Here is a 14,286-nt window from a genome sequence, read left to right as displayed (position 1 = left end):
TGGCACGTTAATGGCACGCGGGATGATCGCTGACCTTGGGATACCGAAGGCCCTGGCTGGGACTTGCGTCCTGACCAGGGCCTTCGGTGTGGAGCGGGTGACGGGAATCGAACCCGCACTGTCAGCTTGGGAAGCTGATGTTCTACCATTGAACTACACCCGCAGGCGGCACCACTGTACCCGACGGCGTCGCCGGGTGCATCCAGGCACCCCCATCGCGCGCCGTTGACCGGCAGCCGCGCCCGGGCCGGCACCGCCACCCGCACTCCCGGGCAGGCGAGCCAGATGCTGACCGCGTGGAACGCGTACCGCGCGGCCTGACACACCCCCGTTCCTGACCCTCCGGTGCCGGCCCCGTCCTCCGACGGGGCCGGCACCGGCGTCGTCGGGGGTCAGGCCGCCGCGCGGTGGGCGCTGCGGGCCTGCCGGGCCAACCCCTGATCCGGTACGCCCACCGGGGCACCGCCCGCGCCGCCGACAGCCCGGTGGTCGAGCCACACCTGCACCGCCGGCTGCCCCGGGCCCCCGCCCGGGAAGACGGACCCGCCCTGGTAGCGGCGGGCGAGCATCGCCACGTCGACGGTGAACTCGAACAGCCGCCAGTCCACCTGCGGGGCGGCCCGACCCAGCTCGGCGAGCCGGGCCACCCGGGCCTGGTCGGTCACCGGCCACGCGTGCCCCGCCACGTACGCCTCGTCGTCGCTGTCCTCCGGCGGGAAGGAGTGCAGGGCGTACCGGCCGTCGCGTTCGAGGTCGCGCCGCTTCGGCGAGTCGACGATGAAGCAGAAGAGCCCGTCGTCGGTGATCACCGGGGAGACCGGGTGCACCCGGGGCCCACCGTCGGCGCGGACGGTGGCCAGGTAGCCGAAGCCCGGCCCGTACTGCTGCATGAGGAGGCGGATCCCGCCGGCGAGTCGTGGCTCGTCAGCGGCAAATTCGGACCAGGAAGCCATGCCGACATTCTATCGAACACGTGTACGACAGGCGAGCGCGGCACGCCGGTTGCCGCAGGCGATGACAGGCCCACCGACCAGGCTCGCTATGGTGTGCCGATGCTGCTCTCCGACCGCGATCTCGTCAGCGAGCTGAAGGCCGGAACGCTCGCGCTGGAGCCGTTCGAGCCCACCCTGGTGCAGCCGTCGAGCATCGACGTGCGCCTCGACAAGCTCTTCCGGGTCTTCAACAACCACCTCTACACGCACATCGACCCGTCGGTGCAGCAGGACGACCTGACCTCGGCGGTGGAGGTGCCCGACGGCGAGCCGTACGTGCTGCACCCGGGTGAGTTCGTGCTCGCCTCCACGCTGGAGGTGATCTCGCTCGGCGACCAGCTCGCGGGCCGACTGGAGGGCAAGAGCTCGCTGGGCCGGCTCGGGCTGCTCACCCACTCGACCGCCGGGTTCATCGACCCGGGCTTCTCCGGTCACGTCACGCTGGAGCTGTCCAACGTGGCGAACCTGCCGATCACGCTCTGGCCGGGCATGAAGATCGGCCAACTCTGCATCTTCCGGCTCTCCTCGCCGGCCGAGCACCCGTACGGGTCGAAGGTGTACGGCTCGCGGTACCAGGGCCAGCGCGGCCCGACCCCGAGCCGCTCCTGGCAGAACTGGCGCACCTGGCCCACCCGCTGACGGCGCGGGCGTGGTCGAGGGGCCCGTCCCACGGAACGGGCCCCTCGCCGCTCAGTCGGGGCGGCCGTAGCTGTTGATCTGGCCGTCGTCGACGCGCTTCATCTTGACGGGCTGGCCGGCCTGGGAGGCGTGCACCACCCAGCCGTTGCCGACGTACATGCCGACGTGGTGCAGGTCGGCGTAGTAGAAGACGAGGTCGCCGGGGCGCAGGTCGGCGCGGCTCACCCGGGCGGTCACCGACCGTTGCTGGGCCGCGTTGTGCGGCAGCGACACGCCGGCCTTGGCCCAGGCCGCGAGCATCAGGCCCGAGCAGTCGTACGAGTTGGGGCCCTCGGCGCCCCAGACGTAGGGCTTGCCGATCTGGGCGCAGGCGAACTTCACCGCGACCCCCGCGCCGCCGCCCGGGTAGGCAGCCGGGCAGGGAGCGGGACGCAGCGCGCCGCCGCCGCCGCTGCCGTACACCTTGAGCCGCAGCTTCTGGAGCCGGTCGATCTCGGCGTTGATCTGCTTCCGCTTGGCGGCGAGCTGCGCATCGGTGCGGGCGAGCTGGGTGACCATCTCGTCCAGCGGCTTCTTCTTCGCGTCGAGCTCGTCGCGGAGGTCGATGACCGACTGGACGTCGCGCTGCTGGCGCTCGGCGAACTGGTCGAGCAGCTCCAGCTTCCCCATCATCTGACCGGGCGAGCGGCTGCCGAGCAGCGCGTTCACCCCCGAGAGGTTCTCACTCTTGTACGCCTCGACGGCGAGACCGCTGACCTTGTCCATCGCCTCGTCGACCCGGCGTTGCAGCGGCCCGATCTGCTTCGCGATCGCGTCGGCCTGCCGGCGCTTGAGGGCGAGGTCCTGGCGGGTGGCGTTGTGTCGCTCGATGAGCGGTTCGAGCTTGTTCCAGTCCTGGTCGATCTGCCGCTCGATCTCGGCGACCGAGGGATCGGCGTGGGCCGCGGTCGGGGCGCCGGTCAGGACGACGGCGGCGCCGGCGAGGGCGGCGAGGGCGGTGGTGAAGCGTGACCAGCGTGGGCGCGGCGCGGCCGGCATCCGGTCGGCGTGCGCCGACCGGCGTGACGGGCGCCGCGGGGCATGGTGTGCCACCGGGCTCCGTTCTCCTTCTTCCTCGACCGCCTACCGGGTTAGCTGACGGGTTCGGGCGGGAAGGGAAAGCGCCCTACCGCAACAGCGCTGCGGATTCACCCCGGCGTACCTGGATCCCCGGCTCGCCCGGAGGCGACTCGGCGGTGTCGGACCGTCACCGCCCGGCTGGGCGGTACAGCTACCGGCCGACGATTGACCAGAGTAGAGACGCCCGTTATCGATCCGCAACCCGCCGGGCCATGACAAGCCACAGCGCGGCGGGCGGAAGTTTTCTTCACATCGCGGCACCTGGTGGAAAGCTATTGACGCGGGAGGGCGGCGGCGGAAAGGTGACCTCATCCGACGCCCCCTCAGGAGGTTCGATGCCCCGTTCCGTCGTGTCGTCGAGCAGACGGATCCTGCTCGCTGCTGCCGTGGCCACCACCACGGCCCTCGTGCCCCTCGGCACCACCGCCTCACCGGCCGCGGCCGGTCAGACCCCCACCCGCCAGCAGCAGTACGCTGACGCCGCCGCCGAGTACGGCGTGCCGGAGAGCGTCCTGCTCGGCGTCTCCTACCTCCAGTCCCGGTGGGACACCAACGCCGGCACCCCCAGCACCAGCGGGGGATACGGGCCGATGCACCTCACCGACGCCGAATACGTGACCAGCCTGCCCACCGGCACCCACCACGACTCCGGCGACGAGGACCCGCGCGGGGACGACTCCCGCCCGGCCCCCGCCGCCGCCCAACCGGCGGCCGACAAGGCCCCGGCCGCCGAGTCGATGCAGACCCTGGACACCGCTGCCACCCTCACCGGGGCCAACGAGGCCGCCCTGCGCGCCGACGCGCCGACGAACATCCGGGGCGGGGCGGCGCTGCTCGCGTCGTACCAGCGGCAGATCGGCGCACCGGTCGGAGCCGGCACCGACCCGGCGGCCTGGTACGGCGCGGTCGCCCGGTACGCCGGCGCGGACGGCGCCGACGCGGCGGCGGCCTTCGCCGACGAGGTCTACGGCACCATCGCCGGCGGCGAGAGCCGGGTGACCGACGACGGGCAGCGGGTGACCCTCGCCGCCCGCGCGGTGACCCCGCAGAAGTCCTGGCTGGACCGGCTCGGCCTGCGCCTGCCGCAGCGTGCCGACGGCCTGGAGTGCCCGACGAGCATCTCCTGCGAGTGGATCCCCGCGCCTTACCAGTCGCTCGGTGCCGACCCCGGCAACTACGGCAACCACGACCTGTCCGACCGGCCGAAGCGGCAGAAGGTCGAGTACATCGTCATCCACGACACCGAGGGCAGCTACGCGGGCACGATCAACATGGTCCAGGACCCGACCTACGTGAGCTGGCACTACACCCTGCGGTCGGTGGACGGGCACATCGCCCAGCACGTGAAGACCAAGGACGTGGCCTGGCACGCCGGCAACTGGTACGTCAACTCGAAGTCGATCGGGCTGGAGCACGAGGGCTTCGCCGCCCAGGGCACCTGGTACACCGAGGCGATGTACCGCACCTCGTCGAAGCTGGTCCGGTACCTCGCGCTGCGGCACGGCGTCCCGCTGGACCGGCAGCACATCATCGGCCACGACAACGTGCCCGGCACCGTCGCCTCGACCGTGCGGGGGATGCACTGGGACCCGGGGCCGTACTGGGACTGGTCGCACTACTTCGACCTGCTGCGCGCGCCGGAGCTCAACACCGGCACCCCGCTCACCGGCATGGTGCGGATCGACCCCAACTTCGCCACCAACCGGCCGGCGTTCACCGGCTGCGTGACGGCGGGCGTGCCGTGCCCCTCGCGCGGCTCCTCGGCTGTGGTGCTGCGCAGCGCGCCGCGCGCCGACGCTCCGCTGGTCAACGACGTCGCCCTGCGCCCCGACGGCTCGCCGGCCACGATGGCCGTCTCCGACCACGGCGCCCGCGCGTCGACCGGGCAGACGTACGCCCTGGCCGGCCGTGAGGGTGACTGGACGGCGATCTGGTACCTCGGGCAGAAGGCGTGGTTCCACAACCCGTCCTCCGCACCCACGGCGGCCTGGACCATCGGCCTGGTGGCCACCCCGAAGGCCGGGAAGGCGACGATCCCGGTGTACGGGCGGGCCTACCCGGAGGAGGCGGCCTACCCGGCCGGCGTTCCGTACCAGCCGATCTCGCCGTTGCAGTACACCCTCTCCGCCGGCCAGCGGTACGCCGTCGGCACCGTGCTGCCCGGCGAGTACTACCAGGCCAGCACGTTCGACGGCTCCGCTCCCGGTGACTGGACGGTGATCCGGGGCGAGAAGAAGTACGTGCAGATCCAGTTCGGTCACCGGATCATGTACGTCGACCGCGCCGACGTGAACCTGGTGCCGTCCCCGCTGGGCGCGCCCCGCTGACGGTTTCCCCGGCACGACGAAGGCCCCCGGTCACCCGGGGGCCTTCGTCGTGGACGGTGCTGAGATGCGCGGCGTCAGCCGGGGCGGCGGAAGCCGGCGACCGGCATGGTGTTGATGCTGCTCACGTTGACCGGCTTACCGGCCCGGGGCGCGTGCACCATCTTGTCGTTGCCGAGGTAGAGGCCGACATGGTGCAGGTCGCTGAAGAAGAACACCAGGTCACCCGGTCGGGCCTCCGAGCGCGGGATGGCCCGGCCCTCTTTCCACTGTGCGCCGGTGAAGTGGGTCAGCGAGATCCCGGCCGCCTTGTACGCGTACTGGGTCAGGCCGGAGCAGTCGAACGAGTTCGGGCCGGTGGCCCCCCAGACGTACGGGTCGCCGACCTGGGCGCAGGCGGTCTTGATCGCGGTCCGGGCGGCCGCGCTGACCACGCCCTGGATCGTGGGACAACCGCCGCCGGCGGGCACCACGGTCTTCGGCATGGACGCCTGCAACTGCTTGATCTCGGTGTTGATCTGCGTCTTCTTGGCCGCCAGTTCCTTGGTCTGCTTCTCCTGGCCGACAATCAACGTGTCCAGCTTCAGCTTCTGGCCGTCGTACTTGGCCCGGACGGCGAGCACGCCCTGCAACTGACGGCGCTCCTCCGAGGCCAGCCGGTCCAGCATGGTGAGCTGCTCGGCGAGCGTCCCCGGCTTGGTGCTGACCAGCAGCGCGCCGAGATCCTGGGACGGGCCGGAGATGTAGTAGCGGGCGGCGAGGTCACCGACCCGGTTCATCGCCAGCTCGGTCTCGAGCGCGAGCGGCTCGATCTTCTTCTCCAGCTCCGCCGACTTCTGCTTGTTCACCTTGAGCTGGGCGCGCACCTTGTTGTACTGCTCGATGGTGGGTTCGAGCTGCTCCCACTTCTTGTCGATCTGCGCCTCGATCTCGTCGACCGAGGGCTCGGCGTACGCGGGCGCGGCCAGGGTTCCGGCGCCCACGGCGACCGCCGCGACCAGGGTGAGCAGGCGTCGTACGAACCGGCGGGCACCACCCGGACGAGCAGTTGACCGGCCCAGGGCATGGCGATGAGGGGGCATGGTTGCCACCGGCACCGACTCCTTCGCAACCGACCGCCGGGCGCCTCGCGAGAGGGAAGATCGAGGCAGACGACCCACAGCGGTCAGCGCCCCACATTAGGCGAGGCCCACTCGGGTAATCAAGGTGGGTCGCCTACGGTCACGCACCGACAACCGTTCGCACACAACGGGTACGGCCCGCCAAGGGGTGACTCAGCCGACGATTGCCGTCAATACGTCGTCGAGGGTCACCACGCCCAGCGGCAGGCGGCCGTCGCTGACCAGGACCATGTGCCGCCGCTCGCGGCGCATCGCCAGCAGCAGGTCGGCCAGCGTGCGGTCCGGCGGGACCACGGCCAGCGGGTGGTACACCTCGGCGGGCACCGGCGCGCGGCGGTCCGCCCCGGCGTACCCGAGGACGTCCTTGACGTGCACGAAGCCGAGCACCTTGCGGGTGGACCGCTGCACCACCGGGAACCGGGACCGGCCCGTGCGGGTGGCCAGCACCTCCAGGGAGGCCGGCGAGACGTCCTCGGCCACCGTGGTCACCGTCGACCAGGGTTGCAGGGCGTCCGCCGCGGTACGGGTGTGCAGGGCGAGCGCGCCGGTGATCCGGGCGTGCTCCTCCGCGTCGAGCAGCCCCTCCGTGCGGGCCTGAGCCACCAGCCCGGCCAGTTCCTCGGCGGTGAAGACCGTCTTGACCGAGTCCGTCGCCTCGACCCGCCACAGCCCCAGCACCCGCCGCGCCGCCCACTTCATGGCCAGCAGCAGCGGCTTGGTCGCCGTGCAGAACGCGAGCATCGCCGGCCCCAGCCAGAGCGCCGCAGGCTCCGGCCCGGCTAGGGTGATGTTCTTCGGCACCATCTCGCCGACGACGGTGTGCAGGAAGACCACCACGCCGAGAGCGATCAGGAAGGCCACCGGGTGCACCGCCCCGGCCGGCAGCCCCAGCGCGTGGAACGGCGTCTCCAGCAGGTGCGCCAGCGCCGGTTCGGCGATCGCGCCGAGGCCCAGCGAGCAGACCGTGATGCCGAGCTGCGCCCCGGCGATCATCAGCGGAATCTGGTTCATCGCCGACAGCGCCCACCGGGCCCGCTTCGACGTCGCCGCGAGCGGCTCGATCACGGTCCGCCGGGACGCGATGAGCGCGAACTCGCTGCCGACGAAGAAGGCGTTGCCGAGCAGCAGCAGCACGGTCACCGACAGTTCAAGCATCGTCGCCGGGCTCCTCCGGCCGGACCACCCGCACCTGCTCGATGCGGTGCCGCTCCACCTCGACCACGGTGAACTCGTACCCGTTCTCCTCGACCGTCTCCCCGGCCACCGGGATGTGCCCGAGCCTGGCCATCAGAAAGCCGGCGAGGGTCTCGTACGGGCCCTCGGGCAGCCGGAAGCCGGTCTGCTCGGCCAGCTCGTCCTCGCGCAGCACGCCGTCGACCAGGGCGGTCCGCTCGCCGCCCGGCACGGTCAGCTCGACCGGCCCGCCGTCGTCGACCGCGGCCGGGTCGAACTCGTCGGCGATCTCCCCGACCAGCTCCTCCACCAGGTCCTCCATGGTCACCACGCCGTCGGTGCCGCCGTACTCGTCGACCACGATCGCCAGGTCCGAGCCGGCCACCTTCAGCGCCGCGAGGACGCCGTCGAGGTCGAGGCTCTCCGGCACGTACACCGGCTCCCGGGCCACCGAGGCGACGCTGGTGCCGGCCCGGCGGGCGAGCGGGACACCCAGCGCGTCCGGCACCGCCGCGACGCCGGTGACCAGGTCGAGGGTCTCCTCGAAGACCGGAAACCGGGTCCGGCCGGTCTGCTGGGCGAGGGTGAGCAGCTCGGCCACACTGGCCGTGGCGCGCAGCGCGATCACGTCCACCCGGGGGGTCATCGCCTCGGCGGCCCGCTTGTCGCCGAAGCGGATGGTGCGCCGCAGCAGCATCGCGGTGTCCCGGGGGAGCGCACCGGCCTGGGCCGAGATCACCGCGAGCAGGCCCAGTTCCTCCGGGGACCGGGCGCTGGCCAGTTCCTCCTGCGGCTCCACCCCGAGGCGTCGCACCAGCGTGTTCGCCGAGTTGTTCAGCCCTCTGATCAGCCACCCGAACGTCCGGGAGAAGCCGCGCATCCCCGCGGCCGTGGCCAGCGCGGTGGGCATCGGCCGGGCCAGCGCCAGGTTCTTCGGCACCAGCTCGCCGAAGAGCATGGAGAGCAGGGTCGCCAGGGCGAGGGCGAGGAACGGGGTGAACCGGTCGGCGGACGCCCCCAACGGGTGCAGCAGCGGGGTGAACAGGCGGGCCAGCGCCGGCTCGGCCAGGTACCCGGTGAGCAGGGCGGTGATGGTGATGCCGAGCTGCGCCCCGGAGAGCTGGAAGGAGAGTTCGTGCAGCGCGTGACGGACGGTGGCCGCCCCGCTGTCCCCGGCCGCGACCCGCCGGTCGAGCTCCGGCCGGTCCACAGTGACCAGGGCGAACTCGGCCGCGACGAAGAATGCGTTGCCCGCTGTCAGCAGCACGAAGCCGACCAGGGGCAACACCGTGGTAACGAGAGGACTGTCGATGATCGGTTCACCTCGGCGCGATTGTTCCACGACCGGCCGCGTCACACACGACCACGCGCAGTCGCCGCCGGCCCGTCGTCGCCCGTCGTCGCCCGGGGCCGCCGTCAGCTACCGGCCGGCGCGGTCTCCTTCGCGCCGGCGGCGTCCGCCGGCTTGACCGAGCGGAGCAGCACGCTGGCGACGTCGACGACCTCGACCTGCTCGCCGGCGCCCTTGCCGTTCACGCCGTCGTTCAGCATCGTCGAGCAGAACGGGCAGCCGACCGCGATGGTCTTCGCCCCGGTGGCCATGGCCTCCTCGACCCGGTCCACGTTGATCCGCTTGCCGATCTTCTCTTCCATCCACATCCGGGCCCCTCCGGCGCCGCAGCAGAAGGAACGCTCGCTGTTGCGTGGCATCTCGGTGACCTCGCCGGCGATGGAGCTGTCGAGAACCTCGCGCGGTGGGGCGAAGACCCGGTTGTGCCGGCCCAGGTAGCAGGGGTCGTGGTAGGTGACTCCGCCGTCGACGGGCTGGACCGGGGTGAGCTTGCCGGTGCTGACCAGGTGGGCCAGGAGCTGGGTGTGGTGCACCACCTCGAACTCGCCGCCGAGCTGCCCGTACTCGTTGCCCAGGGTGTTGAAGCAGTGCGGGCAGGTGGCGACGATCTTGCGCTTGCTCTTCTCCCGGCCCTCGAAGGCCTCGTTCAAGGTCTCCACGTTCTGCTGGGCGAGCATCTGGAAGACGAACTCGTTGCCGATCCGGCGGGCCGGGTCGCCGGTGCAGGTCTCGCCCTCGCCGAGGATGGCGAAGTTGACGCCGGCCTCGTTGAGCAGCGTGGCGACCGCCCGGGTGGTCTTCTTGGCCCGGTCCTCGAACGCGCCCGCGCAGCCGACCCAGAAGAGGTACTCGAAGTCCTCGACCTCGCCGACCCGGGGCACCTCGAAGCCGAGGCCCTTGGTCCAGTCCTCCCGGGTGTTCTGCGGCGCGCCCCACGGGTTGCCCTTGTTCTCCAGGTTGCGCAGCATCACGCCGGCCTCCGACGGGAAGCTCGACTCGATCAGCACCTGGTAACGCCGCATGTCGACGATGTGGTCGATGTGCTCGATGTCGACCGGGCACTGCTCGACGCACGCCCCGCAGGTGGTGCAGGACCAGAGCACGTCCGGGTCGATGACGCCGCCGTCCTCAGCCCCGCCGATCAGCGGCTTCTCCGCCTCGGCGAGCGCCAGCACGTCCATGTGGGCGAGCTGCGCGGCGGTGGCCTTCTCCTCGCCGGTCAGGTCCTTGCCGCCGCCGGCCAGCAGGTACGGCGCCTTCGCGTACGCGTGGTCGCGCAGGCTCAGCACCAGCAGCTTCGGCGACAGCGGCTTGCCGGTGTTCCAGGCCGGGCACTGCGACTGGCACCGGCCGCACTCGGTGCAGGTGCTGAAGTCGAGCAGGCCCTTCCAGGTGAACTGCTCGACCTGGGCGACGCCGAACTGGTCGGACTCGGGGTCGGCCTCCTCGAAGTCGAGCGGCTTGCCCTCGCTCATCATCGGCCGCAGCGCGCCGAGCCCGGAGCCGGCCTCACCCGGGTTGCGCTTGAAGAAGATGTTGAAGAACGCCAGGAAGCGGTGCCAGGCGACGCCCATGGTCACGTTGAGCGCGATGACGATCAGCCAGGTCATCGAGATGGCGATCTTGATGACGGCGGCGATGCTGACGCCGGCCTCCCAGTCGGGCAGCAGCGAGCCGACGGCGTGGCTGACCGGGGTGGCCCAGACCGGATACTCGAAGTGGTCGGTGGCAACCTTGAAGCCCCGGATGACGAAGCCCATGATCAGCACCGCGAGGACCACGGCCTCGACGAAGTAGCCCTGCCACATGGTCGAGCCGGTGAACCGGGACCGCCCACCCGGCCGGGTGGGCCGGTTGCGGACCCGGATCGCGATCAGCACCAGGATGCCGACCACGCCGAGCACCGCGATCAGCTCGGTGACCAGGCCGTAGACCGCCAGGCCACCGATCAGCGGCAGGCCTCCGGTCGGAGAGACGACCTCGAAGTACGCCTCCAGCACCAGCAGCGACAGCACGATGAAGCCGACCATCACGAACCAGTGCGCGGCGCCCACCACGCTCCACCGGAGCATCCGCGTGTGGCCGACGGTCTCCGCCAGCATCGTCTTCGTGCGGGTGGCCCTGTCGGTGAACCGCTCCGGATCGGGCTGCCCCAACCGGATCACTGCCACCATCTTCATGACAGCGCGCACCGCAAGCCACACCGCCACGGCGGTGATGGCGGCCGCGAGGATCGTGGTGACGATCTGGACGCTGCCCATCGAGTTGGCCTCCCGGTCTGCTGCCTGTCGAGCGGCTCGGCGACCGGGGTCGGATCAGGTGCGTGACCGGCGTTCCGCCGCCCCCGCGCACCGACCGGACCGGTCGATGACCTCGCTCCGCTCGGTCATGCAGTGCAGCCTACGCGCAAGGTTAACGAGCAGTAACGTGAGTCATCTCGCAGCCCGGGGCCGCCCCGCCCTGCGGACACCATAGGGTGCCCGGCGCCGAAGCGCCGGGCACGGGCCCGCGAGGTGACGTGGATCGTGTCCACCACCGAAAACGACGCGCCGGGCCGACGCCCGGCGCGGTCAGCGCCAGCGGGAGAGCAGCACCAGGGATCCGACCATCGCGCCGAAGCCCACCGCGAGGTTCCAGTAACCCCACGACATGACCGGGTACTCCTGCTCGGAGAGGTAGTAGATCACCAGCCAGCCGATGCCGGCGACGATCAGCGCAACCGCCGTGATCGGCAGCCAGACCGGGCTAGGCTTGCGCGTCGCCGCCGTCGCCGTCGGACGCACGTCCGTCGGCGGGGTGTACACCTTCTTCTTGCGGACCTGAGACTTGGGCACGACGCTCTCCAGAGGGGGTGACGACCTCGTCCGGCCTGACAACCGGGCACGGGGGCGACGGTCCATGGCCAATAATGTTTCGACAGCTAGCGTAGTCCCGAAGGCCCGTTCAGGCCATGAATGGGGTCAGGCCGATGCGCGGAGTGACCGAAAAGGGCGGGACTGTTCGGGTCCTCGCGCGGTCCACGGCGTGGCGGGCTGACATCAGACGACGCGGAAGGAACGGTCGGTGGAGTACACATCCGGCGCCGCCTCCTGGCGGAAGGTCCTCCGGCGGGCGGCCATCGCCCTCCTGCCCCGACGCCCACGCCAGCGTCGACCGGGCTGGTCGATCGGGGTGCCGCTGATCGCCGCCGCGGCCGGGCTGCTCTTCACCACCACCGCGACGACCGCCGGGGGCACAGCCCTGCGCGAGGACCGCCGCCCTGAGCTCACGCAGCTCATCGAGGAACGCAGGGAGCAGGTCGCGACGAGCGAGCTGCGGGCCGCCCGGCTACGCGGCGAGGTCGAGGACGAGACCGCCGCCCTCGCCGACTCCGACGGCCCGACCAGGGATCAGCGGGACCGCGCCGCCGCCAGCCGCCAGGCCGCCGGGTTCACCGCGCTGAGCGGGACCGGCGTCGTCGTGGAGCTGGACGACGCGCCGCGACGCCCGGATCAGGGGCTGCCCGAGGGTGCCAGCAACGACGACCTGGTCGTCCACCAGCAGGACGTCCAGGCCGTGGTGAACGCGTTGTGGGCCGGCGGCGCGGAGGCCATGTCAATCATGAATGTCCGCGTGCTCGCCACCAGCGCGGTACGCTGCGTGGGTAACACCCTGCTGCTGCACGGCCGGGTGTACTCCCCACCGTTCAAGATCGTGGCAATCGGCGATCCCGCTGCCCTCCAGCAGGCCCTCGCCGCATCCGAGGGAGTCCGGGTGTTCAAGGGCGTGGTCAACGACTTCCACCTCGGGTACCGGGAGACGGTCTCGACGGTCACCGTGCCGGCCTTCGAGGACTCGACAGCCCTGCGCGCGGCCAAGGTGCCCAGGTGAGCCGGGCGCCCGACGACCGCTGGGACGGCCGACACCCCGGCCGGGACGAGGAAGCAACCGACTTCCTCCCCCCGGTCGACCGCCCCGGCCCGAGCCCGTCGGAGCGACCCGGCCAGGCCGACGCCTGGCCCGACCCGGTGCTGCCGCCCCGCTCGAAGGCCCCCCGGGGCGGCGATCCGACGGCACCCGGCACCCGGCCGAAACCGGCGGACACGCCGCCCGCCTGGCCCGGCCCCGCCGCGAACCGCCCCCCGGCCCGTGCCCCCGAGTTCACGGGCAGGCCCCCGACGGGTGCGCCCCAGCGGCCCGGTCCGGGGCGACAGCCCGACCCGTATTACGCGCCCGGGCGCGGACCCGGCCCCCGGTCCGCCGACGGCCCGGGCCCCCCGCCGCGCGGGCGGCCCGCCGACCAGGCCGCGCCAGAGCCGTACGGGCGGCCCGCCGGGGATCGTCCCGAGTACGGGCCCACGAGCCGACCGACGTCCGCCGCCGAGGCCCCCACCGCCTTCCTCCCGGCCGTGCCGCCCGGCCGGCCACCGGCCACCGGCCCGGCCCTGGACTCGACCGCGCTGATGGGTGCCGTGCCCCGCACAGCGGATGGCGACGGCCCGGCCGGGTCCGACGCCGAGCCGGCCGAGCCGCCCCGACCGCGCCGTGGCGAACGGGTGGTCCAGCTCCGGGCCGAGCAGACCGGCGAGGGCTACCGGAGCGTCTACTCCGAGCTGACCCGGCCGTCCATCTGGACCCGGCTGCGCACCGGGGTGCGGGTCAGCGGCGAGGTGCTGATCACCTTCGGCCTGGTGGTGCTCCTCTTCGCCGGGTACGAGGTGTGGGGCAAGTCGGCCATCGTCGACGCCCACCAGAACGACCTCGACCGCCAGCTCGCCCAGGCCTGGGGTGCGACCGGCGACCCGACCGTGGCCCCCACCGCCACCGCCACCGCGAAGCCGAAGCCACCGATACACGGCAAGCCCCTCGCCGGGCTCTACATCCCGAAGCTGGACAAGAACTGGGTGGTGGTCGAGGGCGTCACCCAGGGGGACATCCGGTACGCCCCCGGCCACTACCCGGATAGTGCCATGCCGGGCGAGGTGGGCAACTTCGCCGTCGCCGGGCACCGCAACCGGGCCACGTTCTGGCGGCTGGACGAGCTGGGCAGCGGCGACGCCATCGTGGTCGAGGGCAAGACCGCCTGGTACGTCTACAAGGTCTACAAGACCCGGATCGTCAAGCCGAACCAGGTCGAGGTCGTCGCCCCGGTGCCGATGGAACCGGACGCGAAGCCGACGAAGAAGCTGCTCAGCCTCACCACCTGCAACCCGAAGTTCGACAACTACCAGCGCCTGATCATTCACGCCGAACTCGACCGCACCGAGGCCAAATCGGCCGGCCGGCCGGCGGAGCTGGGGGCCTGATGATGTACGGCTGGATCTGGCGCAAACTGCCGCTGGGGCTGCCCGGCAAGCTGGCCGGTTCGCTGCTGCTCGCCACCGCGACGGTCGCCCTGTTGTGGTACGTGGTCTTCCCGTGGGCGGAGCCGCTGCTCCCCTTCGACGATGTGCAGGTCACGCAGGACTCCGGCGAACCGGGCGGCGAGCAGCCGGGCGTGGACGGGAGCGCCCCGGCCGGCGACGCGCACGACCTGCCGTACAACACCGATCAGAACAACACCCCGCCCCCCACCCCGAACAGGTGAG

General features: G+C 71.8%; 12 protein-coding genes, 1 tRNA gene and 1 riboswitch. Of the genes, 5 read left to right on the top strand and 8 right to left on the bottom strand.

The features are described from left to right. Positions 1 to 89: 89 nt before the first annotated feature. Together GVV04_RS15765 and GVV04_RS15760 are read right to left on the bottom strand one after the other, a co-directional pair. Positions 90 to 163, bottom strand: a tRNA-Gly gene (locus tag GVV04_RS15765). 229 nt (positions 164 to 392) lie between these two features. Beyond that, entirely contained in the window at positions 393 to 953 is a 561-nt protein-coding gene (locus GVV04_RS15760; protein ID WP_161688789.1) for a pyridoxamine 5'-phosphate oxidase family protein, read from the bottom strand. 99 nt (positions 954 to 1,052) lie between these two features. Here GVV04_RS15760 and dcd point away from each other — a divergent pair, with 99 nt between their 5' ends. Next, a complete protein-coding gene (gene dcd / locus GVV04_RS15755) occupies positions 1,053 to 1,631 on the top strand; it encodes a dCTP deaminase (RefSeq protein ID WP_161688788.1) in 579 nt (192 codons plus the stop codon). 51 nt (positions 1,632 to 1,682) lie between these two features. On the opposite strand, the gene GVV04_RS15750 is transcribed toward dcd, so the two are convergent. Continuing rightward, complete coding sequence (locus tag GVV04_RS15750; protein WP_161688787.1) at positions 1,683 to 2,723, bottom strand: C40 family peptidase; 1,041 nt, start codon at positions 2,721 to 2,723, stop codon at positions 1,683 to 1,685. A gap of 12 nt (positions 2,724 to 2,735) precedes the next feature. Then, a riboswitch (cyclic di-AMP (ydaO/yuaA leader) is annotated at positions 2,736 to 2,876 on the bottom strand. A gap of 209 nt (positions 2,877 to 3,085) precedes the next feature. On the opposite strand from GVV04_RS15750, the gene GVV04_RS33965 reads away from it, so the two are divergent. Next, positions 3,086 to 5,077, top strand: a complete 1,992-nt coding sequence (locus GVV04_RS33965) for an N-acetylmuramoyl-L-alanine amidase (protein WP_161688786.1) — start codon at positions 3,086 to 3,088, stop codon at positions 5,075 to 5,077. Positions 5,078 to 5,151: 74 nt separating this feature from the next. Here GVV04_RS33965 and GVV04_RS15740 read toward each other — a convergent pair whose 3' ends face one another. The 5 genes from GVV04_RS15740 to GVV04_RS15720 form a co-directional block, all read right to left on the bottom strand. Further along, positions 5,152 to 6,171, bottom strand: coding sequence for a C40 family peptidase (locus tag GVV04_RS15740; protein WP_328822413.1), 1,020 nt, complete (start codon positions 6,169 to 6,171; stop codon positions 5,152 to 5,154). Between the two features lie 177 nt (positions 6,172 to 6,348). Continuing rightward, on the bottom strand, positions 6,349 to 7,350 hold the full coding sequence (locus GVV04_RS15735; protein WP_161688784.1) for a hemolysin family protein: 1,002 nt from the start codon (positions 7,348 to 7,350) through the stop codon (positions 6,349 to 6,351). Next, the gene (locus GVV04_RS15730) at positions 7,343 to 8,653 is read right to left on the bottom strand and encodes a hemolysin family protein (protein ID WP_161689408.1); all 1,311 of its coding nucleotides are present in this window, start codon (positions 8,651 to 8,653) and stop codon (positions 7,343 to 7,345) included. Before GVV04_RS15730 ends, GVV04_RS15735 begins: the two co-directional genes overlap by 8 nt. Before the next feature lie 131 nt (positions 8,654 to 8,784). Next, a complete protein-coding gene (locus GVV04_RS15725) occupies positions 8,785 to 10,980 on the bottom strand; it encodes a (Fe-S)-binding protein (protein ID WP_161688783.1) in 2,196 nt (731 codons plus the stop codon). A 309-nt stretch (positions 10,981 to 11,289) separates the two neighbouring features. Next, positions 11,290 to 11,553 (bottom strand): cell division protein CrgA, encoded by a 264-nt coding sequence (locus tag GVV04_RS15720; RefSeq protein WP_161688782.1) that lies wholly within the window; start codon positions 11,551 to 11,553, stop codon positions 11,290 to 11,292. A 229-nt stretch (positions 11,554 to 11,782) separates the two neighbouring features. Between GVV04_RS15720 and GVV04_RS15715 the strand changes: the two genes are divergently transcribed. Genes GVV04_RS15715 through GVV04_RS15705 form a run of 3 tightly spaced genes read left to right on the top strand, consistent with a single transcriptional unit; the run spans position 11,783 to position 14,285 of the window. Then, positions 11,783 to 12,589: a DUF881 domain-containing protein gene (locus GVV04_RS15715; RefSeq protein ID WP_161688781.1), complete on the top strand. Its 807-nt coding sequence runs from the start codon at positions 11,783 to 11,785 to the stop codon at positions 12,587 to 12,589. Beyond that, positions 12,586 to 14,004, top strand: a complete 1,419-nt coding sequence (locus tag GVV04_RS33140) for a class E sortase (protein WP_328822412.1) — start codon at positions 12,586 to 12,588, stop codon at positions 14,002 to 14,004. Before GVV04_RS15715 ends, GVV04_RS33140 begins: the two co-directional genes overlap by 4 nt. Before the next feature lie 2 nt (positions 14,005 to 14,006). Beyond that, the gene (locus tag GVV04_RS15705; RefSeq protein ID WP_161689406.1) at positions 14,007 to 14,285 is read left to right on the top strand and encodes a hypothetical protein; all 279 of its coding nucleotides are present in this window, start codon (positions 14,007 to 14,009) and stop codon (positions 14,283 to 14,285) included. The last annotated feature ends 1 nt before the right edge of the window (position 14,286 follow it).

It is taken from the genome of Micromonospora rubida (assembly GCF_009908295.1).
GTDB lineage: Bacteria > Actinomycetota > Actinomycetes > Mycobacteriales > Micromonosporaceae > Micromonospora > Micromonospora rubida.
The sequence above is the reverse complement of the archived record's forward strand: the minus strand, read 5'-3'. Positions and strand labels throughout refer to the sequence as shown.